Source organism: Subtercola sp. Z020 (assembly GCF_002931235.1).
In the GTDB taxonomy this organism is placed as follows: Bacteria; Actinomycetota; Actinomycetes; order Actinomycetales; family Microbacteriaceae; genus Subtercola.
In genome coordinates, this window is record NZ_PSTT01000092.1 from 1 (window position 1) to 19435 (window position 19435).

The 19435-nt window shown below is 71.1% G+C and carries 15 protein-coding genes; 3 read left to right on the top strand and 12 right to left on the bottom strand.

The genetic code is table 11. The features are described from left to right. From C5B96_RS11505 to C5B96_RS11520, 4 genes are all read right to left on the bottom strand, one after another. On the bottom strand, positions 1 to 762 hold a 762-nt coding region (locus tag C5B96_RS11505), incomplete at its 3' end, for an ABC transporter permease (protein WP_104245504.1). Continuing rightward, positions 759 to 1634 carry a molybdate ABC transporter substrate-binding protein gene (gene modA, locus C5B96_RS11510; RefSeq protein WP_104245505.1) on the bottom strand — a complete coding sequence of 292 codons (876 nt, stop codon included), beginning with the start codon at positions 1632 to 1634 and terminating at the stop codon, positions 759 to 761. The genes modA and C5B96_RS11505, both read right to left, overlap by 4 nt. Before the next feature lie 4 nt (positions 1635 to 1638). Next, on the bottom strand, positions 1639 to 2043 hold the full coding sequence (locus C5B96_RS11515; RefSeq protein WP_104245517.1) for a molybdopterin-binding protein: 405 nt from the start codon (positions 2041 to 2043) through the stop codon (positions 1639 to 1641). A gap of 101 nt (positions 2044 to 2144) precedes the next feature. Continuing rightward, the gene (locus C5B96_RS11520) at positions 2145 to 2882 is read right to left on the bottom strand and encodes an SDR family NAD(P)-dependent oxidoreductase (RefSeq protein ID WP_104245506.1); all 738 of its coding nucleotides are present in this window, start codon (positions 2880 to 2882) and stop codon (positions 2145 to 2147) included. A gap of 101 nt (positions 2883 to 2983) precedes the next feature. Between C5B96_RS11520 and C5B96_RS11525 the strand changes: the two genes are divergently transcribed. Together C5B96_RS11525 and C5B96_RS11530 are read left to right on the top strand one after the other, a co-directional pair. Next, the gene (locus C5B96_RS11525; RefSeq protein ID WP_104245507.1) at positions 2984 to 3880 is read left to right on the top strand and encodes a helix-turn-helix transcriptional regulator; all 897 of its coding nucleotides are present in this window, start codon (positions 2984 to 2986) and stop codon (positions 3878 to 3880) included. 90 nt (positions 3881 to 3970) lie between these two features. Beyond that, positions 3971 to 5950, top strand: coding sequence for a protease pro-enzyme activation domain-containing protein (locus tag C5B96_RS11530; protein WP_233189167.1), 1980 nt, complete (start codon positions 3971 to 3973; stop codon positions 5948 to 5950). A 131-nt stretch (positions 5951 to 6081) separates the two neighbouring features. Here the strand turns inward: C5B96_RS11530 and C5B96_RS11535 are convergent, their stop codons facing one another. From C5B96_RS11535 to kdpF, 8 genes are all read right to left on the bottom strand, one after another. Beyond that, complete coding sequence (locus C5B96_RS11535) at positions 6082 to 7380, bottom strand: GNAT family N-acetyltransferase (RefSeq protein ID WP_104245508.1); 1299 nt, start codon at positions 7378 to 7380, stop codon at positions 6082 to 6084. Positions 7381 to 7398: 18 nt separating this feature from the next. After that, positions 7399 to 10545, bottom strand: coding sequence for a DUF2207 domain-containing protein (locus tag C5B96_RS11540; protein WP_158507173.1), 3147 nt, complete (start codon positions 10543 to 10545; stop codon positions 7399 to 7401). 65 nt (positions 10546 to 10610) lie between these two features. Next, positions 10611 to 11306 carry a response regulator gene (locus tag C5B96_RS11545; RefSeq protein ID WP_104245510.1) on the bottom strand — a complete coding sequence of 232 codons (696 nt, stop codon included), beginning with the start codon at positions 11304 to 11306 and terminating at the stop codon, positions 10611 to 10613. Continuing rightward, complete coding sequence (locus C5B96_RS11550; RefSeq protein ID WP_104245511.1) at positions 11303 to 13825, bottom strand: ATP-binding protein; 2523 nt, start codon at positions 13823 to 13825, stop codon at positions 11303 to 11305. Before C5B96_RS11550 ends, C5B96_RS11545 begins: the two co-directional genes overlap by 4 nt. A 13-nt stretch (positions 13826 to 13838) precedes the next feature. Continuing rightward, a complete protein-coding gene (gene kdpC, locus C5B96_RS11555) occupies positions 13839 to 14459 on the bottom strand; it encodes a potassium-transporting ATPase subunit KdpC (RefSeq protein WP_104245512.1) in 621 nt (206 codons plus the stop codon). Between the two features lie 51 nt (positions 14460 to 14510). Further along, entirely contained in the window at positions 14511 to 16685 is a 2175-nt protein-coding gene (kdpB, locus tag C5B96_RS11560) for a potassium-transporting ATPase subunit KdpB (RefSeq protein ID WP_104245513.1), read from the bottom strand. A 2-nt stretch (positions 16686 to 16687) separates the two neighbouring features. After that, positions 16688 to 18379 (bottom strand): potassium-transporting ATPase subunit KdpA, encoded by a 1692-nt coding sequence (kdpA, locus tag C5B96_RS11565; RefSeq protein ID WP_104245514.1) that lies wholly within the window; start codon positions 18377 to 18379, stop codon positions 16688 to 16690. Continuing rightward, positions 18379 to 18468: a K(+)-transporting ATPase subunit F gene (gene kdpF, locus C5B96_RS11570; protein ID WP_104245515.1), complete on the bottom strand. Its 90-nt coding sequence runs from the start codon at positions 18466 to 18468 to the stop codon at positions 18379 to 18381. Before kdpF ends, kdpA begins: the two co-directional genes overlap by 1 nt. Positions 18469 to 18744: 276 nt before the next feature. Here kdpF and C5B96_RS11575 point away from each other — a divergent pair, with 276 nt between their 5' ends. Continuing rightward, the gene (locus C5B96_RS11575) at positions 18745 to 19305 is read left to right on the top strand and encodes a hypothetical protein (protein ID WP_104245516.1); all 561 of its coding nucleotides are present in this window, start codon (positions 18745 to 18747) and stop codon (positions 19303 to 19305) included. The last annotated feature ends 130 nt before the right edge of the window (positions 19306 to 19435 follow it).

Consider the following 19435-nt stretch of genomic DNA (forward strand, 5'->3'; position numbering starts at 1 on the left):
CACCCGCCCCGCCAACCCCACCACCAGGATCGCGACCGCCACGAGCACGAGGGAGAGGGCGACCGCGGCATCCGGATCGGTCTCGCGCTGCAGGTAGATCTCGAGCGGAAGCGTGCGCGTGACACCCTGCAGGCTGCCGGCGAACGTCAGGGTCGCACCGAATTCGCCCAGCGCCCGGGCGAACGACAGGATCGCGCCCGAGAGCAGCGCCGGCAGCACCAGCGGCAGCGTGATGCGCCGCAGCACCGTCGTCGGCCTCGCGCCGAGCGTCGCCGCGACCGCCTCATAGCGGGTTCCGACCGTGCGGAGCGCCCCCTCGAGGCTCAGCACGAGGAACGGCAGCGCCACGAAGGTCTGCGCGAGGATGACGGCGGTCGTCGAGAACGCGATCTGGATGCCCAGAACGTTCATCGGCTCGCGCAGCAGCCCCTGCCGCCCGAACGTGTAGAGCAGCGCGATTCCGCCGACGACGGGGGGCAGCACGAGGGGGAGCAGCACGAGGGAGCGGAGGATCCGTTGCCCCGGGAACGCGGTGCGCGCCAGCACGATCGCCATCGGCACACCGAGCACGATGCAGAGCACGGTCGCGATCGTCGAGGTTCTGAGACTGAGGAGCAGGGCATCCAGAGACGACGACGAGGTGACGAGCGGGATGAACGCGCCCCAGTTCACACGGGCGACCATTGCCACCAGCGGCAGCACCACGAAGAGCGCGCCGAGGGCGGCGACGGCCAGCACCCACTTCGGCACGCGGAGGGTCATGGCGCTCCGAAACCGGCGGCCGCGAGCACGGCCCGGCCGTCGACGCCCGTCACGTAGTCGATGAACGCCTGCGCGAGGCCGGCGTTCTTCGTGTCGGCGAGCGTGCCGATGGGGTAGGTGTTGACCGCGTTCGACGACTCGGCGAACGGTACGCCTTCGACCGCGTCGCCGGCGCCCTTCACATCGGTCACGTAGACCAGGCCGGCGTCTGCCTCGCCCGAGCTGACCTTGCCGAGCACGTCGGTGACGGCGCTCTCTTCGCTGACGGCGGGAATCTGGATGCCCGTGGCAGACTCGATGGCTGCGGCCGCCGAGCCGCAGGGCACGGCGGGGGCGCAGACGACCGTCTTCACGTCGGGGTTCGCGAGGTCGGCGAAGGTCTTCACGCCCGCCGGGTTGCCGGGCGGTGTCGCGATCTCGAGCACGTTGGTCGCGAAGTTCACCGGGGTGCCGTCGACGAGGCTCGCGTCGGTCAGCTTTGTCATGTTCTTCGTGTCGGCCGAAGCGAACACGTCAGCCGGTGCGCCGCCGGTGATCTGGGTGACGAGGTCGGAGGAGCCGGCGAAGCTGAACGTGACGGTGGTTCCGGGGTTCGCGGCCTCGAATTTGCTGCCGAGCTGGGTGAAGGTCGCCTTCAGCGAGGCGGCGGCGAAGATCGTGAGGGTTCCGGTCGGGGCGGTGGGGCTTCCGGATGCCGCGGCCGCGGTATTGCCGTCAGTGCTGCTGGCGCTGCTGCTGCTGGCGCCACCGCCGGCACCGCTGCTGTTCGGGGCCGAGCCGGCGCAGGCCGCGGCACCGGTGAGAACGCCGGCAGCCAGCGCGAGGGAGGTGAGGCGGCGAAGCAGACGGGTGGTGTTTGGCCTGACCGGCATGGGCTCAGACCCTCCCCGCCGGCGTCTCGACGATGACCGTCGTCGCCTTCACGACGGCCACGGCGACCGAGCCGAGCTCGAGCCCGAGCTCCCGCACCGCCTCGCTCGACATCAGCGACACGACGCGTTGCGGGCCGCACTGCAGCTCGACCTGGGCCATCACCGTGTCCATCACGATGTTCGTGACGAGGCCGACGAAGCGGTTGCGCGCCGAGCGACCCACGTCGGAGGGGTCGTCGGGCAGAATCGCGTTCCGCTGGGCGAGCTGCGCCAGCTCGAAGCCGTCGACGACCGAGCGGCCGGACTCGTCGCGGCTGCTGGTGAGGGCGCCGTTCTCGATCCAGCGCCGCACGGTGTCGTCGCTCACGCCGAGGTAGAGCGCAGCGTCACGGATACGGATATGCGGCATGAAGGAGAGTGTAGCGCCGCAGACGCGGAACGGGATGCTGCTGCCGAGCATCCACTCAGCAGCAGCATCCCGCTCGCGACCCGATCAGGCCCGCGACCCGATCAGAACGGAGCGACGCCCGAGCGGTCGATGAAGGTGCCGGTGGGGCCCCCGCCGCCGCGGGTCGCGAGCTCGACGATCGCGTCGGTGCCCTCGGTGACCGTCTGCGGTCCGCCGTAGTTGTTGAACTCGGTCGCGGTGTACCCCGGGTCGGCCGCGTTGATGCGCAGCTCGGGGAACGCCTTCGCGTACTGCACGGTCAGCATCGTGACGGCCGACTTCGACGCCTGGTAGAGCGGTGCGACGATCTGCGACTCGACGCGGTCGGGGTCGGTCACGGCGCCGAACGAACCCATGCCGCTGGTCACGTTGACGATGGTGCCGGTTCCGTTGCTGTCGGCTCCAGTGCTGCCGGCTCTGGATGCCCGGAGGAGCGGCAGGAACGCGAGCGTCATGCGCACGATACTGATGACGTTGGTCGAGAAGACGGTCTCGGCGTCGGCGGCGGTGAGCTCCGACGCCTCCCGGAACGGACCCGCGATGCCCGCGTTGTTCACGAGCACGTCGAGGCCGCCGGCCGCTTCGATCGTCGCGACCGCTGCGGCCACGGATTCGTCGTTCGTCACGTCGAGCTGCACGAAGCGTGCGCCGAGCTTCTCGGCTGCCTCGCGGCCGCGGGTCTCGTCGCGGGCGCCGATCCAGACGGTGTGGCCGGCCTCGATGAGGCGGCGGGCCGTCTCGAAGCCGAGTCCGCGGTTGGCGCCGGAGATGAGGGTGGTGGTGTTCTGTGTTTCGGTCATGACCTCAGTCTGCGCCGCGACGCGTGCCCTGTCGTGGCAGCGTTCAGCATGCGGACTGGCAGTACCACGCAGCATCCGATTCCCGCTGGCAGACTGGGGTCATGCAGGATTCGCAGAGTGGTCTCGGCGGGCTTCTCCGCGCGTGGCGCGACCGGCTCTCGCCGCTCGACGTGGGGCTCTACGCCGGCGACGCGCGGCGCGCGGCGGGGCTCCGGCGGGAGGAGCTCGCGGCGCTCGCGGGGCTCAGCGTCGACTACGTGGTGCGGCTGGAGCAGGGCCGCGCGACCCGGCCCTCGGCGCAGGTCGCGGCATCCCTCGCCCGTGCCCTGCAACTGAGCGACGCCGAGCGCGACCACCTGTTCGTGGTGGCCGGGCTGCTGCCGCCGTCGCCGCTCGAGGTGCCCTCGCACATTCCGCCAGGAGTGCAGCGCCTCGTCGCCCGCCTCGGTGAGACGCCCGTCGCGGTGTTCACGGCCGCGTGGGACCTGATCAGCTGGAGCCCGCTCTGGGCGGCGCTTCTCGGCGAGCCGCTGAACCCGGCGTCGGGGCGGCCGAACCTGATCCGTTCGCTGTTCACCGACGAGCCGCTGCACGGCGGCGAGGGCTGGATCGTCAGCCGTTCGGGCAGCGTCGACGCGTTCGGGGCCTCGCTCGTCGCCGACCTGCGCCGTGTGCACGGAAAGTACCCCGACGACCGGTCGGTGAACGCGCTGATCGAGCAGCTGCTGGTTCAGAGCGACACCTTCCGCGCGCTGTGGCAGAGCGGGGCAGTGGGCGAGCACCAGTCCGAGCGGAAGGTGATGCGCACCGACGTGGTGGGCGACATCGAGCTCGACTGCGACGTGTTCACCGTGGCCGGTACCGACCTGCGCATCGTCGCCTACACCGCGGCCACCGGCTCCGACGCTGCGGCGAAGCTCGACTTCCTGCGGGTTGCGGGGGTGACGCGCGTCGATCCGTCCCGGCGCCCCAGCCGCCTGATCGGCTTGCGTCTCTGAACGTTCACACAGACTGGTCGTCGATTGCCCAGAAGAAACATATCGTCCTCATATGCGCCTCACTGACGGAGGCCGAACGGGAGGATCTTGATGTTGAATTCTTCGACGAAGTCTGGGCGGCGACGCGCGGTCTTCGGGGCTGTGACCGCTGCGGCCTGCCTGGTCGGATTGTCGCTCGCCGGAACGGCTCCGGCCTCCGCGGCAGACCGCGTGGACTATGGGGGCTCCGTGCCGGCCTGGGCCACATCGGCCAACGACACGGGTGCTGCAGCTGCCGACAAGACTGTCGAGGGGGAGATCTTTCTCCCGCTGCGGGATGCCGCAGGAGCCGCCGCGCTCGCCGCAGCTGTTTCGGCGCCAACCTCCCCGACGTACAAGCAGTTCCTCACACCCGATCAGTGGATCGCGAAATACTCGCCGACGAAGGCGACGTCAGACGCGGTGGTCTCGCTGCTGACGGCGGCAGGAGCATCCATCACCGCCGTTCCCGACAGCCGCCAGTACGTTGTGTTCCGGGCCAGCGTCGCCCAAGTCGACTCGCTCTTCGGCACGCAGCTGCACAGCTACTCGATCGCCGGTGCAACGCTCATCGCGCCGTCGACTGCTCCGTCGCTGCCCGCCAGCATCGCCGGCTCTGTGTCTGCGGTCAGCATCGACCAGGGCCGCACCCTGAACCACCCCGATCTCGTGCGGCCGGATGAGACACCGGCGAGCGACCAGCGTCAGTCGAAGATCGCTGTTCCCGACGCAACGCCCGCTATCGTGACCCCCTGCTCGAACTACTACGGGCAGTACACGGTGACGGCGCCGGCCGCCTACGGGCAGACGCAGTTCCCGACCGCGAACTGCGGGTACACGCCGCGACAGATCCGCTCGGCATACGGCCTCTCCCAGAATGTCAACACGGGTGCCGGACAGACCGTCGCTGTCATCGACGCCTACGCATCGCCGACAATCCGCGAAGACGTCAACACATATGCCGCACAGCTCGGTGAGGCGTCTCTCGCCGGAAACCTGCTGACGCAGGTCGTTCCCGACCCGTCGGAGTTCACCGACGAAGACCTCTGCGCGGGCCCCGCCAACTGGCAGGGCGAGCAGACGCTCGACATCGAGGCCATCCACGGTGTCGCCCCGCAGGCGAAGCTGCTCTATGTCGGTGCCACCAACTGCGACGCCGGGATCGATGTCGCGATGTCGAAGATCCTCGACAAGAAGCTCTCGAACATCGTGAGCAACAGCTACGGCAACGTCGGTGAGGCCGTCTCGGCCGACCTGGTGCGCGGCGAGGAGAACCTCTTCACGCAGGCGGCGGGCGAAGGTATCGGCCTCTACTTCTCGAGCGGTGACAACGGCGACGAGGTCGCGGCCCTCGGCTACGCGTCTCCCGACTACTCGGCTTCGTCACCGCTCGTCACGAGCGTCGGCGGCACCAGCGTTGCCATCGACAAGAACGGTGCGCTTCTGTTCGAGACCGGCTGGGGCAGCACGGGCGCCCAGATCGTCTCGACAAACGGCAAGCTCTCGTACACCCAGGCACTGCCCGGAACGTTCCGGTTCGGTGCCGGTGGCGGGGTGAGCGCCCTGTTCGCCGCCCCCGCGTACCAGAAGGGTGTGGTTCCGGCCTCGCTCGCGCAGGGTCACCGGGTGTCTCCGGATGTCGCGGCCATCGCCGACCCGTACACCGGGTTCTTGATCGGCATGCGTCCCATCACGGATGACGCCACGCTCGCCACCGGCCCCTTCGAGAAGGAGTCGATCGGCGGAACCTCGCTGGCATCGCCGGTGTTCGCTGGCCAGATGGCGCTCATCCAGCAGGCGACCGGAACCACCATCGGTTTCGCGAACCCGCTGCTGTACGCCGTCGACAAGTCGAACCCGTCCGTCTTCCGCGACGTCGTGCCGTCGGCCACGCCGAAGGCGCTGGTGTTCACGAGCCCCTCGACGGGCATCACCCGCCTGATCACGCTCGACACCGACACATCGCTGAAGACTGCGAAGGGCTACGACGACGTGACGGGGATCGGCAGCATCGACGTGAACAAGGCGATCGCTTCGGGCGCCATCAAGTAACAGACACGCACGGCTGGCCGGCCACTGCGTCGGCCAGAATCGAGGGTGGCCAGCATCGTGCTCGCCACCCTCGTTGCGTTCGTGCCGATGGTCAGCCGCGCGGAGCGGCGGGGGCCGCCCCGACCCCGGCGTCAGAAGTGGGTGATGCCGTAGACCGGGGCGGTGGGGGTGAGCAGGGCGGCGAGGCGGCGGGCGGCGTCGGGGGTGTGCTCGGTGAGGCGCGCGGCGGCGCGGAGGGTGCGGGGGTCGACGCCGCCGAGGTAGAGGGCGGCGAGTTCGGGCGCGGCGAGGGTCAGGTCGGGCTGGGCGGTGTCGTCGCGGGTGACGGTGGCGCGGGCATCCAGAACCTCGAGCCGGTACGTGCCGGACGCGTAGCCGAGGTCGTCGGTGACGGCGAGGGTGAGCGCGCCGGCGACGTCGGGCGCGTAGCCGCGGGCCTCGAACGCGGCGGCGACGTCGAGCACGCGGAGCCACAGCCAGTCTTCGACGCCGGTCTGCTTCACGGCCCGCCAGTCGGCGATCGCCCAGCGCAGGGGGTCGTCGGCGGGCGCGAACGCCCACCGAACGCCGACGGTGAGGTCGATGGAGGCGAGCAGCTCCCAGAGGCCCAGATACGCTCCGTCGTCGGCAGCCACGAGGTCGACGATCTCGACGTGGTCGGTGTCGGTGCCGTTCGCGTCGCCCGTCGCGCCGGTCACCCGGTACGAGACGTAGCCGTCGGGGGTGCCGTCGTCGGCGAAGTGCGCGGCGGCGTAGAGGGAGGCGTCGGGCTCGGCCTTCTCGGTGCGCCCGCCCGAGATGCGGGCCCAGGTCGCGGTGTGGCGGTCGACGGATCCGGGGTGGGCTGCGTGGAAGCGCGCGAACACGGCGGGCGCGAGCGCGCGGAGTTCGGCCGGCTCGACGAACTCGCTCCGCCCGGGGGGAGGGGTCAGCATCCGGAACCGCCCGTCGGTCAGCACGGTGCTGTGCGCGACGGTGGTCGCGACGCCGAAGCCGAAGCGGCGGTAGATGGTGGCCTCGGAGACGGTCAGGGCGGCCACGGCGAAGCCGGCTCTGGATGCCCGGCCGAGGTTCTCGGTCATCATCTGTCGCAGCAGGCCGTTGCGGCGGTGGGTCGGCCGCACCGTCACGTTGGAGATGAGGTGCACGGGCAGCAGGTCGGCAGCGCCGACGTTCAGGGTGCCGGGGTACGACGCGAACGTGGCGACGGGGATGCTCGGATCGCCCGCCGTGGCGTAGGCGGCGGTGAGTTCGCGGCCGTCGCCGACGAGGTTCGAGGCGGTCAGGGCGAGGGCGTCGTCGGAGGCGCGCGTGTCGTGGAAGCCGCGGCGTTCGGCGGCGATCCACGCGGCGGTAGCGGGCTCGGCCGACCCGTCGTCAGAAACGGCGGCGGGAAAGGTGCGGAACGCGTAGTCGTCGAGGGTGCCCATGTGTTCAGGCTAGCTGAGCTACCCGGCAGCGGGGCGGCGCGAGCGGCGGGTGAGCACCAGCCCGGCGACACTGGCGGCGAGGGCGGCCAGCGTCGCGAGCGCGAGCGGCACGAAGTCGCCGTCGTCGGCCGGCATGTCGATCGTCATCCAGAAGAACAGGATGGTCGTCGCGAGCGTGGCGGCGGGCGCGAGCCACCAGACGAGGTCGCGCAGCAGGCCCGGTACGAAGATGCGCGGGCGTCGGCGGGCGCCCTGCACGGCTCCGAGCACGCCGAACACCACCGCGAGGGCGGCGAGCAGCACCACCACGAGCAGTGGTGCGACCGCGCCGAACTGCTCGAGGCGGAGGGCCGCCGGGTCGGGCCCGGCGAAGGTTCCGGCGGGAAAGTCGAGCGCGGCTCCGGTGCCGTCGACGGTGAGGTCGAAGGGGTAGCCGGTGTCGAGGTCGCCACCGCGCAGGTCGAGCACGTGCAGCACGGTGCCCGCGTCGGTGGAGGTGTTCGAGGTGGTGCCGGAACGGTCGGCGGCCTGCGAGCCGGCCGCCGATGTGTACTCGGGGGAGTCGAAGGGCACCACAGCGGGCGCCCAGTCGCTCGGGCTGTCGGAGGAGTCGGTGTCGAGCGTCAGCCAGCCGCCGTCGGTCACGTCGCCGGCGAGCGATGCGGGCATGCGCAGCTGCAGCCGCAACGGGTCGGGCGCCGGCTCGTCGCCCCACGCCGAGTCGTACTGCCAGCCGTCGAGCAGCGCGGTCCAGCGGATGCGGTCGACGGCGGCGCCGCCCTGCCCCGCATCGCCGGCCCGCCCCGCCTGCTCTGCGGCAACCGCCGCCGACTCCAGCTCGTAGCTCAGCTGCACGTCGTGCGCTCCGGTCAGCACGTCGCCGAGGGTGGTTCGCATCAGTACGGTGTTCGGCCGCTGTTCGGTGGCGAACGGAACGTCTGCCCCGTCGATCGTGACCGATCGCACAGTCAGACCGAGGTTCTGGTGGTTCTGGATGCTCGGCCACTCCTGCACGAACTGGGGCACGCGCGATCCTTCGTCGCCAAACGTCACGGTGAGCTGCTCGGTGACGGCGAGCCGAGCATGGCCGTCGGCGGTGCGTGACAGGTCGGCGACGGCATCCATCGACGTCACCTTCGTGTCGATCGTGCCGGGGATGTCGCCCGAGAACGAGGCGAAGTCGTCGCCGCGGTCGTACGGGTTCGGCAGCACGCTGACGGCGACGATCGCGCCGGCCACGAGGAGCAGGGCGAGAGCGCGGAGGCCGAGACGCGGCCAGGTGAGGAAGCCGGGGGTGCGCCAGTCGCTGCCGCTGCTGCTGCTGCTGCCGCTGCCATCGTCGAGCTCGCCCTCGATGAGGCCGACAACCCGCTCGCCCGCTTCGCGCGGCGGCGCGAGCAGCACGGCGAACGGCAGCAGCGAGTCGTTCGTCGGCGCACGCTCGAGCAGCCGGGTGCGGTCGGCGTACACCCCGATGCCCTGCAGGTGCTGCTTCAGCAGCGCGCCGCGCCGGGTGAGGGGGCGGGCCGACAGGGCAATCGCCAGCACGATCACCGCGACCACGGTCGAGACGAGAACGAACGCGACCGGCCACCAGACGATCGACAGCTTCGCCTGGTGGGAGAGCTGGCGAACGATTCCCCACTGCACGAGGGTGAGCGCGAGGGGCGCCGCGATGAAGAGATCCCGCACGAAGCCGCGCGGGATGCGCCGCAGCCCGGTCGCCTGGAGGGCCCGGCGCGCCGGTGCCGCGCTGTACCGGGCGAGGGCCCGTGGCAGGTCGCCGATACGCCCGGTGCGGTGTGCGACGCGGGCCGCGTCGACGAGGCGGCCGCGCCGGTCTGCTGCCGCGCGGGATGCCCGGGACCGGCTCTTCCGCTTCAGGGCGCCGGTCTTCGTGAACGTCGCGTCGTCGGTGCCCGCCGCATCCGGAGCCGGCTTTCGGCGGTGCGCGACACCGCTCTGCACGCGGTCGAGCGACCCGGCCAACTCCAGCGCGCGGGGCCGCTGCAGCACGGCGGCGGCGGTCTCGGGGGAGACGCCCTCGGGGGGCTCGGACTGCGAGACGAACCAGGGGCGGCCGCGGGCGTCGCTCCACGCCACCCGGCGGGCGGCGAACGCCAGGAGCAGGGTGATCGCGAGGAAGGCGAGCGGGGCGACGGGACCGAAGGTCTGAACCCAGAAGAGCGGGGTCGGATCGGGCATTCGAAAGGTGCCGGGCTGAAAGTTCATGGTGAACCACGCCTCGGCGTGCGGCGGGATGTTCTGGTCGTTCATGAAACGGTAGGTGACGTCGCCGGGGGCGCCGCCTGCTGCGCCGCCCGCCTCGGGCTCGAGCCACTCGCCGGCGCTCAGCAGGGTCCACGCGAGGTTGCCGCGGGGCTGGCGCACGAGGCGGTCGTCGAGCTCCTGCGGCAGGGTGATGCTCACGTCGAGCCCGGCGAAGCCCTGCGGCCAGGAGGGGCCGAAGACGTTCCACTGCAGCAGGTCGACCGGCTGGTCGGTCGCGGTGTCGGTGGTCTCGTAGGCGAGGTTCGCGAGGTCGTAGCGCAGCACGAAGGCATGGTCGCCGGTGAGGGGTGCGGCGTCGGTGGTGCCCGTCGCGTTCCCCGTCCCGCTGCGCGGCCCGTTCCCCGGCGCGTCGAGCGTCAGGGTCTCGCGGTCGGGCGTCTGGGCTCTCTGCACCTCGATGGCCGCGCCATCCATCGTCGCTGTGATGTTCGAGAGGGCGAGGTCGTGACCCTGGTACTGGGTGGCGAGGGCGCGCTGGATGCCCGGCTCATCGGTTCCGTCGGGGAAGAAGGCGCCGATCCTCTCCTCCACATGCGCGACCAGCGTGCCGTCTGTGGATCGTTCGATGCGGTAGTCGACCGCGAACTCGCGGGCGATCCACCGGTCGGTGACCGTGTCGGCGGAGCTGGTGATGTCGTCGAGCGTCAGCGGCGGATTGATGACCGGACCGACCAGCAGCACGACGCCGGCCACAGCGACGGCGCCCCAGAACGCGCGCAGCCCGAACCGCAGCCGCCTGCCGCCGTGCGACCGCAGCCACGCCTCGAGCGCCAGCAGCCACCGCGACAGCAGCACCCAGAGCGGCGACGCGGCAGGGTACGGCGCCGGGATGCGCTCGGCGCCGGTTGCCTCGTTCGGCGAGTCGGTGGTCACGGCCCCGAGCTTACCGAGGCGGTCGCGCCGTGGCCGCCCGGACACCGCTCAGCGAATCCGACGCGCTACGCCGCCGGGTCGGGTACGAAGCGGTAGCCCATGCCCGACTCGGTGAGCAGGTACCGCGGCGCGGCCGGCACCGGCTCGAGCTTCTTGCGCAGCTGCCCGAGGTACACCCGCAGGTACCCCGAGTCGCCCGTGTGGTGCGGCCCCCACACCCCGGTCAGCAGGGCGTCGCGCGTGACGAGGCGGCCGGGGTTCCGCAGCAGCACCTCGAGGATCGCCCACTCGGTGGGGGTCAGCCGGATGGTCTCGGGCTCCGACGCGGGGCCGCGGTACACGTGTTTGCCCGCCAGATCCACCGTCACTCCGCCGAACGTGATGACGGGGGCCTCGTCGACGGTCAGGGCCCGCCTCGAGAGGGCCCGGATGCGCGCGAGCAGCTCATCGATGCTGAACGGTTTGGTCACGTAGTCGTCGGCCCCGGCATCCAGAGCCTCGATCTTGTCGGCCTCGCCGGTGCGCCCCGACACCACGAGGATGGGCACCTGGCTCCAGCCCCGGATGCCGTGGATCACGTCGACGCCGTCGAGGTTCGGCATGCCGAGGTCGAGCATCACGAGCTCGGGGTGGTGCTCGATGGTGCGGTTCAGTGCCTCGGCCCCGTCGGCGGCGGTCACGATGTCGTAGCCGCGCGCGCGGAGCGTCACGGTGAGGGCGCGGATGATCTGCGGGTCGTCGTCGGCGATGAGGATCTTCACGGGGTGGTCTCCGTCGGGGTGAGGGGGGCGGCGGAAGCGGCCGGCGAGGATGCGGCCGGCAGCGCGATCACCATCGTGAGCCCGCCGCCCGGGGTGTCGTGCGCCTCGAGAGTGCCGCCCATGCCCTCGACGAACCCCTTCGAGAGCGCCAGGCCGAGGCCGAGGCCGGTGAGGTTGTCGGTGTCGCCGAGCCGTTGGAACGGAACGAACACGTCTTCGCGGCGCTCCACCGCGATGCCCGGCCCGCGGTCGACGATGCGCACCTCGACGGTTCCGGCGAACTCGCTCGCGGTGATCAGCACGCGCTCGTCGGGCGGCGAGAAGCGCACGGCGTTCGAGAGCAGGTTGACGATGACGCGTTCGAGCAGGCCGTGGTCGGCCAGTACGGCGGCGGTGGTTCCGGGCAGGTCGAGTTCGATCGAGTCGGGGCCGAGGCCCAGTTCGTCGATCGCCGGCAGCACCACGTCTTCGACGTCGCCCGGTGCGAGGAAGACGGCCAGCGCCCCGGCCTGCAGGCGGGTCACGTCGAGCAGGTTCGTGACGAGCTGCGACAGGGTGTCGAGACTCTCGCCGGCGGTGGCGAGCAGCTCGTCGCGATCGGCGGGGGTGAGGGCGACGTCGGTCGCGCGCAGGCCGCTCACCGCCGCGGTCGCAGCGCTGAGCGGCCGGCGGAGGTCGTGCCCCACGGCGGCGAGCAGCGCGCTCCGCACGCGATCGGCCTGCGCCAGCGGCTCGACCTCGCCCGCGGTCTCGGCCAGGTCGGTGTACTCCAGCGCCGCGTCGATCTGCGTCGCGATCACGGCGAGCAGCCGCCGCTCCGATGCGGCCAGGTCTCCGCCGACCAGTTCGAGTCGCCCGCGCCCGCCGACCGGGAGGCTCGTCACGGAGCCCGCGGCATCCCGCTCGCCCGCGGCGTGCGTCACGACGTCGTCGACCACCAGCCGCACCGCCTCCAGCGAGAATGCCTCGCGCGTGCGGTCGACCAGGGCCTGCAGCGCATCCTGCCCGCGGAACACGCTGCCGGCCACCGCGCCGAGCAGCTCCGATTCGCCCGATGCCCGGGCCGCAGCCCGCGACCGCCGGGCGGCCAGGTCGACGACCACGCTCACCAGCACGGCGTTCACGACGTAGAGGCCGAGCGCGAACAGGTGCACCGGCTCGGTGACCGTCACCGTATAGAGAGGTGCGACGAAGAAGAAGTCGAGCGTGAGCCCGGAGAGGAGGGCCGCGAACAGGGCCGGCCCGAATCCGCCGACCAGCGCGACGACCACGACGAGCAACTGGTACGTGAGCACGTCGCTCGTGATCGACTCGTCGGAACGGAGCGACACGAGCAGCCACGTCACGAGCGGGCCGCCGGCCAGGGCGAGGGCGAGCCCGAGCATCCGGCGCTTGCGCGACAGCGCCCCGCCGAGCCGCGGCAGGGCGAACCGGCCGCCCGCTGCGGCGTGCGTCACGATGTGCACGTCGATGTCGCCCGACTCACGGATGACGGTGGCGCCGATTCCCGGCCCGGTGAGCGCCGCACCGAGCCGACTGCGGCGGCTGACCCCCATCACCAGCTGGGTCGCGTTCTCGGCGCGGGCGAAGGCGACGAGGCCGCGCGGGATGTCGTCGCTCACCACCTGGTGGTACGAACCGCCGAGCGACTCCACCAGGCGGCGCTGGGCGAGCAGCGCCCCGGGGTCGGCGTTCCGCAGCCCGTCGTCGGCCGAGACGTGCACCGCGAGCAGCTGACCACCCGAGGACCGGGCGGCGATGCGGGCGCCGCGGCGGATGAGCGTCTCGCCCTCCGGCCCGCCGGTGAGCGCGACGACGACGCGCTCGCGGGCCTCCCAGGTGCGGGCGATGCCGTGCTCGCGGCGGTAGTTCTTCAGCGCGGAGTCGACCTCGTCGGCCAGCCAGAGCAGCGCCAGCTCGCGGAGCGCGGTGAGGTTGCCGAGGCGGAAGTAGTTCGACAGGGCCGCGTCGATGCGGGCGGCGGGGTAGACGAACCCGCCGGCGAGCCGGTCACGGAGGGCCTGGGGTGCGAGGTCGACCACCTCGATCTGGTCGGCGGAGCGCAGCACGCTGTCGGGCACGGTCTCGCGCTGCGGGGCCCCGGTGATCTGCTCGACCACGTCGGTCAGCGAGTCGATGTGCTGGATGTTCACGGTCGAGATGACGCTGATGCCGGCGGCGAGCAGGGTCTCGACGTCGTTCCAGCGCTTGGGGTTCGGCGACCCGGGGGCGTTCGTGTGAGCGAGTTCGTCGACCAGCGCCACGTCGGGGTGGCGGGCGAGCACTGCCGCGACATCCATCTCCGACAGCTCGACGCCGCGGTGCACGGAGATGGAGCGGGGAACGGTCTCGAGCCCGAGCAGCATGCTCGCCGTGCCCTTGCGACCGTGCGTCTCGACGACCGCGACGACCACATCGAGCCCCTCGCCCTTCAGGCGGCGGCCCTCTTCGAGCATCGTGTAGGTCTTACCGACCCCGGGTGCCGCACCGAGCAGCACGCGGAAGGTTCCCCGCTTCATCCCGACCCGCCGACTAACCGGCCAGCGCGGCCAGCGCGATGTTCAGCTGCAACACGTTGACGGTCGGTTCGCCGAGGTACCCGGCGTCTCGCCCCTGTGTGGCGGTGTCGACCAACCTCTGCACCTCTTCCACCGGGAGCCCGCGGGTCGTGGCGACCCGTTCGACCTGCTCAGAAGCGTACTCCGGGCTGATGTGCGGATCGAGTCCCGACGCCGATGCCGTGACGGCGTCGGCCGGTACGCGATCTTCTGCCACGCCGTCGGATGCCGCGACGGCGGCCTTGCGGTCGGCGATGGCCGCGAGCAGGTCGGCGTTCTCGGGGCCGTAGTTGCTGCCGCTGGAGGCGGCCGCGTCGTACCCGTCGCCGGCTGCTGACGGACGGGACTGGAACCACTCCGGCAGGGCGGCGCCGTCGGCGTCGGTGAACGACTGGCCGATCAACGCCGAGCCGACGACGGCACTGTTGCCGTCGCCCTCGCGCACCAGCGAGCCGTTCGCCTGGGCGGGCAGCACGAGCTGCCCGATGCCGGTGATGAGGAGGGTGTAGGCGACGCCGAGAACGAGGGTGAAGACGATCAGCGCGCGGAGGGCGACGCCGTAGGGGCGGGCCGCAGCGCGGGTGGAGATGCTCATGGGGGAATCCTTTCGAGAGGGGGCTGAGCCGGTGGCGGAAGCCGGGGCCGGCTAGAAGCCGGGGAGGAGGCTCACCACGAGGTCGACGAGCTTGATCCCGATGAAGGGCGCCACCACCCCGCCGAGCCCGTAGATGAGGAGGTTGCGGCCGAGCACCTGCGAGGCGCTGAGCGCCCGGTAGGCCACGCCGCGGAGGGCCAGCGGGATCAGCACGACGATGATCACCGCATTGAAGATGATCGCCGACAGGATGGCCGAGGCCGGTGAGTGCAGCTGCATGATGTTCAGCGCCTGCAGCCCGGGAAAGACGCCCGCGAACATCGCCGGGATGATGGCGAAGTACTTCGCGACATCGTTCGCGATCGAGAACGTGGTCAGCGCGCCCCGCGTGATGAGCAGCTGCTTGCCGATGCGCACGATCTCGATGAGCTTCGTCGGGTCGCTGTCGAGGTCGACCATGTTGCCGGCCTCCTTCGCAGCCGAGGTGCCGGTGTTCATCGCGACACCGACGTCGGCCTGGGCGAGTGCGGGGGCGTCGTTGGTGCCGTCACCGGTCATCGCGACGAGGTTGCCGCCCTCCTGCTCGCGCCTGATGAGTGCGAGCTTCTGCTCGGGTGTCGCCTCGGCGAGAAAGTCGTCGACGCCGGCCTCGGCCGCGATCGCTGCGGCGGTCAGCGGGTTGTCGCCCGTCACCATGACGGTGCGGATGCCCATGGCCCGCAGTTCGGCGAAGCGCTCGGCGATCCCCGTCTTCACGACGTCTTTGAGGTACACGACGCCGAGCACGCGGGCCGTTCCGTCGGAGCGCTTCTCGGCGACGACGAGCGGCGTGCCGCCGGCATTCGAGATGGTGCGGATGCTCGCCTCGAGCTCTTCGCGCACGGCACCCGTCACGGGCCCGGCTTCTTCGACCCAGGCGATGACGGAGGAGCCCGCGCCCTTCCGCAGCTGGGATCCGCCCGGCAGGTCGAGGCCCGACATGCGGGTCTGGGCGGTGAACGGCACGATCTCGCCCGACACGGTGAGGTTCGCGGTGAACCCCTGCGTCACGGCCAGGTCGACGATGGACTTGCCCTCGGGGGTCGGGTCGGCCAGGGAGCTGACGGCGGCAGCGTGCCGCAGATCATCCAGAGCCACACCGGCCAGCGGCGTGAACGACGCGGCCTGGCGGTTGCCGTAGGTGATGGTGCCGGTCTTGTCGAGCAGCAGGGTGGTCACGTCGCCGGCCGCCTCGACGGCGCGGCCCGACAGGGCGAGCACGTTGCGCTGCACGAGGCGGTCCATGCCGGCGATGCCGATCGCCGAGAGCAGGCCGCCGATCGTGGTCGGGATGAGGCAGACCAGCAGGGCGACGAGCACGGGCAGGCTTACGGGGGAGGCGGCGTAGCTCGCGATCGGGTTCAGGGTCAGGGTGACGACCACGAAGACGATCGTGAGGCTGGCCAGCAGGATGTTCAGGGCGATCTCGTTCGGCGTCTTCTGCCTCGACGCCCCCTCGACCAGCGCGATCATGCGGTCGACGAAGGTCTCTCCGGGCTTCGACGTGATGCGCACGACGATGCGGTCGCTGAGCACGCGGGTGCCGCCGGTGACGGCGCTGCGGTCGCCGCCCGACTCACGCACCACGGGGGCGCTCTCGCCGGTGATGGCGGATTCGTCGACGCTCGCGATGCCGTCGACGATGTCGCCGTCGCCCGGGATCAGTTCGCCGGCGGTCACCACGACCACGTCGCCGAGGGTGAGGTCAGCGCTCGAGCGCTGCTCGGTGGCTGCCGATACGGCGCCCGGGTCGGTCTTCTCGTCGTAGCCGACGACGACGTTGGCCGAGGTGCTGGTGCGGGTCTTCCGCAGGCTGTCGGCCTGCGCCTTGCCGCGGCCCTCTGCCACGGACTCGGCGAGGTTCGCGAAGAGCACGGTCAGCCAGAGCCAGGCCGCGATGCCCGCGGTGAAGGAGGCGGGAACGGGAGCGCCGCCCGACTCCTCGGCGCCACCGAGGAAGGGTTCGGCGATGGCGAGGGCCGTGGTGAGCGCGGCGCCGACCTCGACGATGAACATCACCGGGTTGTGCCAGAGCTCCCGCGGGTCGAGCTTGCGGAAGGCGCCGGGAACGGCTGCGGCGAGCTGGGCCGGGCTGAACGCGCCCGCCTTCTTCGCGGCTGCGGGCGTTTCGCCTGCACCCGCCGTCTCATCGGGCGCCGCGGCGCGGGCGGGGGTGTGTGTCGACATGGTCAGTGGAGTCCTTCTGCGAGCGGCCCGAGCGTGATGGCGGGAAAGTAGGTGAGTGCGGTGATGATGACGGTGACGCCGACGAGCAGCCCGACGAACTGCGGGCGGTGGGTCGGCAGCGTTCCGGCCGTGGCGGGCACCGTGCCCTGGGCGGCGAGCGAGCCGGCGAGAGCCAGCACGAGCACGATGGGCAGCAGGCGCCCGAGCAGCATCGCCACACCGAGGGCCGAGTTGAACCACGGCGTGTTCGCGGTCAGGCCGGCGAAGGCCGAGCCGTTGTTGTTGGCCGCAGAGGTGAAGGCGTAGAGCACTTCGGAGAGGCCATGGATGCCCGGGTTCCAGATCGACGTGCCCTCGACGTCTGCGCGCACCGCCGGAATGGCGAAGCTGGCCGCGGTTCCCGCCAGCACGAGCACCGGGGTGACGAGAATGTAGAGGCTCGCGATCTTGATCTCCCGCGGCCCGAGCTTCTTGCCGAGGTACTCGGGGGTGCGGCCGACCAGCAGGCCCGCGATGAACACCGCGATGACGGCGAGCACCAGCATCCCGTAGAGACCCGATCCCACGCCACCGGGGGCGACCTCGCCGAGCATCATGTTCAGCATCGGCATCATGCCGCCGAGAGCGGTGAACGAGTCGTGCGTGGAGTTGATCGCGCCGGTGGAGGTGAGGGTCGAGGTGGAGGCGAAGAGGGTCGAGCCGAAGATTCCGAACCGCGTCTCCTTGCCCTCCATCGCCGAACCTGCGGCCTGGGCCGCCGAACCGGCGCCCGAGCTCTCGAGCAGCGTCAGGGCGGTGAACGAGAGCAGGAACAGCGTCGACATCACCGCGACGATGGCGTAGCCCTGGCGGGTGTCGCCCACCATGCGGCCGAAGGCGCGCGGCAGGCTGAACGGAATCGCGAGCATGAGGGCGACCTCGACGAGGTTCGTCCAGCCGGTCGGGTTCTCGAACGGATGCGACGAGTTCGCATTGAAGAAGCCACCACCGTTCGTGCCGAGCATCTTGATCGCCTCCTGCGAGGCGACCGGCCCGCCCGGAATGGACTGGGTGCCGCCCGTGAGCGTGGTCACGTCGGTGAAGCCGGCGAAGTTCTGGATGACGCCTCCCGCGATCAGAACGACCGCCGTCAGAATCGAGAGGGGCAGCAGCAGGCGCAGCGTGCCGCGGGTCAGGTCGACCCAGAAGTTGCCGATCGTGCCGGAGTTGCGACGCGCGAAGCCGCGCACGAGGGCGATCGCGACGGCGATTCCGACCGCCGCCGAGACGAAGTTCTGCACGGCGAGGCCGGCGAGCTGCACGCTGTACCCCATCGTGGCCTCGGGGGAGTACGACTGCCAGTTCGTGTTCGTCACGAACGAGATGGCCGTGTTGAACGAGAGGCCCTCGGGAATGGCCGGCAGTCCGAGCGAGTAGGGCAGCACGGCCTGCAGCCTCTGGATGCCGTACAGCACGAGCACGCTGATGAGCGAGAACGCCAGCACTCCGGAGAGGTAGGCGCGCCAGGTCTGTTCGCGATCGGGGTCGACCCCGATCAGGCGGTAGAAGCCGCGCTCGACCCGCAGGTCCTTCGAGCCTCCTGCCGTCGGGCCGGCGTAGATGTACGCCATGTAGTCGCCGAGCGGGCGGTGAATGAGCACGAGGAAGAGCACGAGCGTGGCGACCTGCAGAATGGCTGCGAGGGTGTCGTTCATCAGAACCTCTCGGGCTTCACGAGGGCGTACACGAGGTAGCCGAGGGCAGCGACGGCGAGGGCGGCAGCAGCGATGTCGAAGACGATCACAGCTTCTCCACCCCCTTCGCCACGAGGGCGACGATCGCGAACAGCACGATGATGCCGGCCACGAAAATGACGTCAAGCACGGGGAACTCCATCCGTATCGGGGGTTGGTACAGCTCGATACAACTCCTGCCCGCGGGCCTTCCCCGCCGTCTTCACGGTTCCCTAACGCTTCGCTCGTCAGCCTTTACGGAACCCTCACGTCTGGCCGATCGGTGCTCCTTTCGCGGGCCTGCACCGGATTCCCATGTTCGGATGGTTTGCTGGAGGCAGAACCGCATGCAAACGGTGCGAGACCTGCACGAGAAACCGGGGGAGACGGTGTTCGCCTTGAGCCAGCTCGCGCTCCGCCCGACACCGATGCTGCTGCGCCCGCTTCTGCTGCGTCCGCTCCTGCTGATTCTCCTGGCGCTCACGGTGGCGCTGGTCGCCGCGGCGCCGGTCGCCTCAGCTGTTCCGGTGGCCTCTGCGGTTCCGGTGAGCTCTGCGGTTCCGGTAGGCTCCGCGGCTCCGGATGTCGCGGCCTCTGCATCGGCGGCGCAGGGCGCAGGCCCCGCTGCAGTTGCGGCCGTGCCCACCACCGTGCCCACGACCGCAGACGAAAGCGCCGCACCCGCCGTCGCCGGCCACCGCGCGGCGACCCACGACGCCCGGCCCCGCCACGGCGGCGGCGCGCTGGCGACAGCCGCTCGGCCCGCCGCGCCGCACGCGCAGGCGGAGGCCGCGGCATCCGGAGCCGCGTACAGCGCCAGCGCCACCGCACAGGCGAGCGGAACCACGCCGCCCCCGCCCCCCTCGGGCCGCGCCCGCGCGCTGCTGCTCTCGGTCGACCGCACGTAGGCGGGCTGGCGCGCCGCAGAGCGGCCGCGCATATCCCTGCCCACCACCGGCCCCTGCCCACCGCTGGCACCACGCACCCGAGAGACCTGACGCCATGAGCACGCCCCGCGACACCCCACCCATTCGCAGC

Excerpts from the sequence above, each read along its gene's own strand:
- modA (WP_104245505.1), bottom strand. The coding sequence starts at position 1,634 with ATGCCGGTCAGGCCAAACACCACCCGTCTGCTTCGCCGCCTCACCTCC.
- C5B96_RS11515 (WP_104245517.1), bottom strand. The coding sequence starts at position 2,043 with ATGCCGCATATCCGTATCCGTGACGCTGCGCTCTACCTCGGCGTGAGC.
- C5B96_RS11520 (WP_104245506.1), bottom strand. The coding sequence starts at position 2,882 with ATGACCGAAACACAGAACACCACCACCCTCATCTCCGGCGCCAACCGC.
- C5B96_RS11525 (WP_104245507.1), top strand. The coding sequence starts at position 2,984 with ATGCAGGATTCGCAGAGTGGTCTCGGCGGGCTTCTCCGCGCGTGGCGC.
- C5B96_RS11530 (WP_233189167.1), top strand. The coding sequence starts at position 3,971 with ATGTTGAATTCTTCGACGAAGTCTGGGCGGCGACGCGCGGTCTTCGGG.
- C5B96_RS11535 (WP_104245508.1), bottom strand. The coding sequence starts at position 7,380 with ATGGGCACCCTCGACGACTACGCGTTCCGCACCTTTCCCGCCGCCGTT.
- C5B96_RS11550 (WP_104245511.1), bottom strand. The coding sequence starts at position 13,825 with ATGAAGCGGGGAACCTTCCGCGTGCTGCTCGGTGCGGCACCCGGGGTC.
- kdpC (WP_104245512.1), bottom strand. The coding sequence starts at position 14,459 with ATGAGCATCTCCACCCGCGCTGCGGCCCGCCCCTACGGCGTCGCCCTC.
- kdpB (WP_104245513.1), bottom strand. The coding sequence starts at position 16,685 with ATGTCGACACACACCCCCGCCCGCGCCGCGGCGCCCGATGAGACGGCG.
- kdpA (WP_104245514.1), bottom strand. The coding sequence starts at position 18,379 with ATGAACGACACCCTCGCAGCCATTCTGCAGGTCGCCACGCTCGTGCTC.
- C5B96_RS11575 (WP_104245516.1), top strand. The coding sequence starts at position 18,745 with ATGCAAACGGTGCGAGACCTGCACGAGAAACCGGGGGAGACGGTGTTC.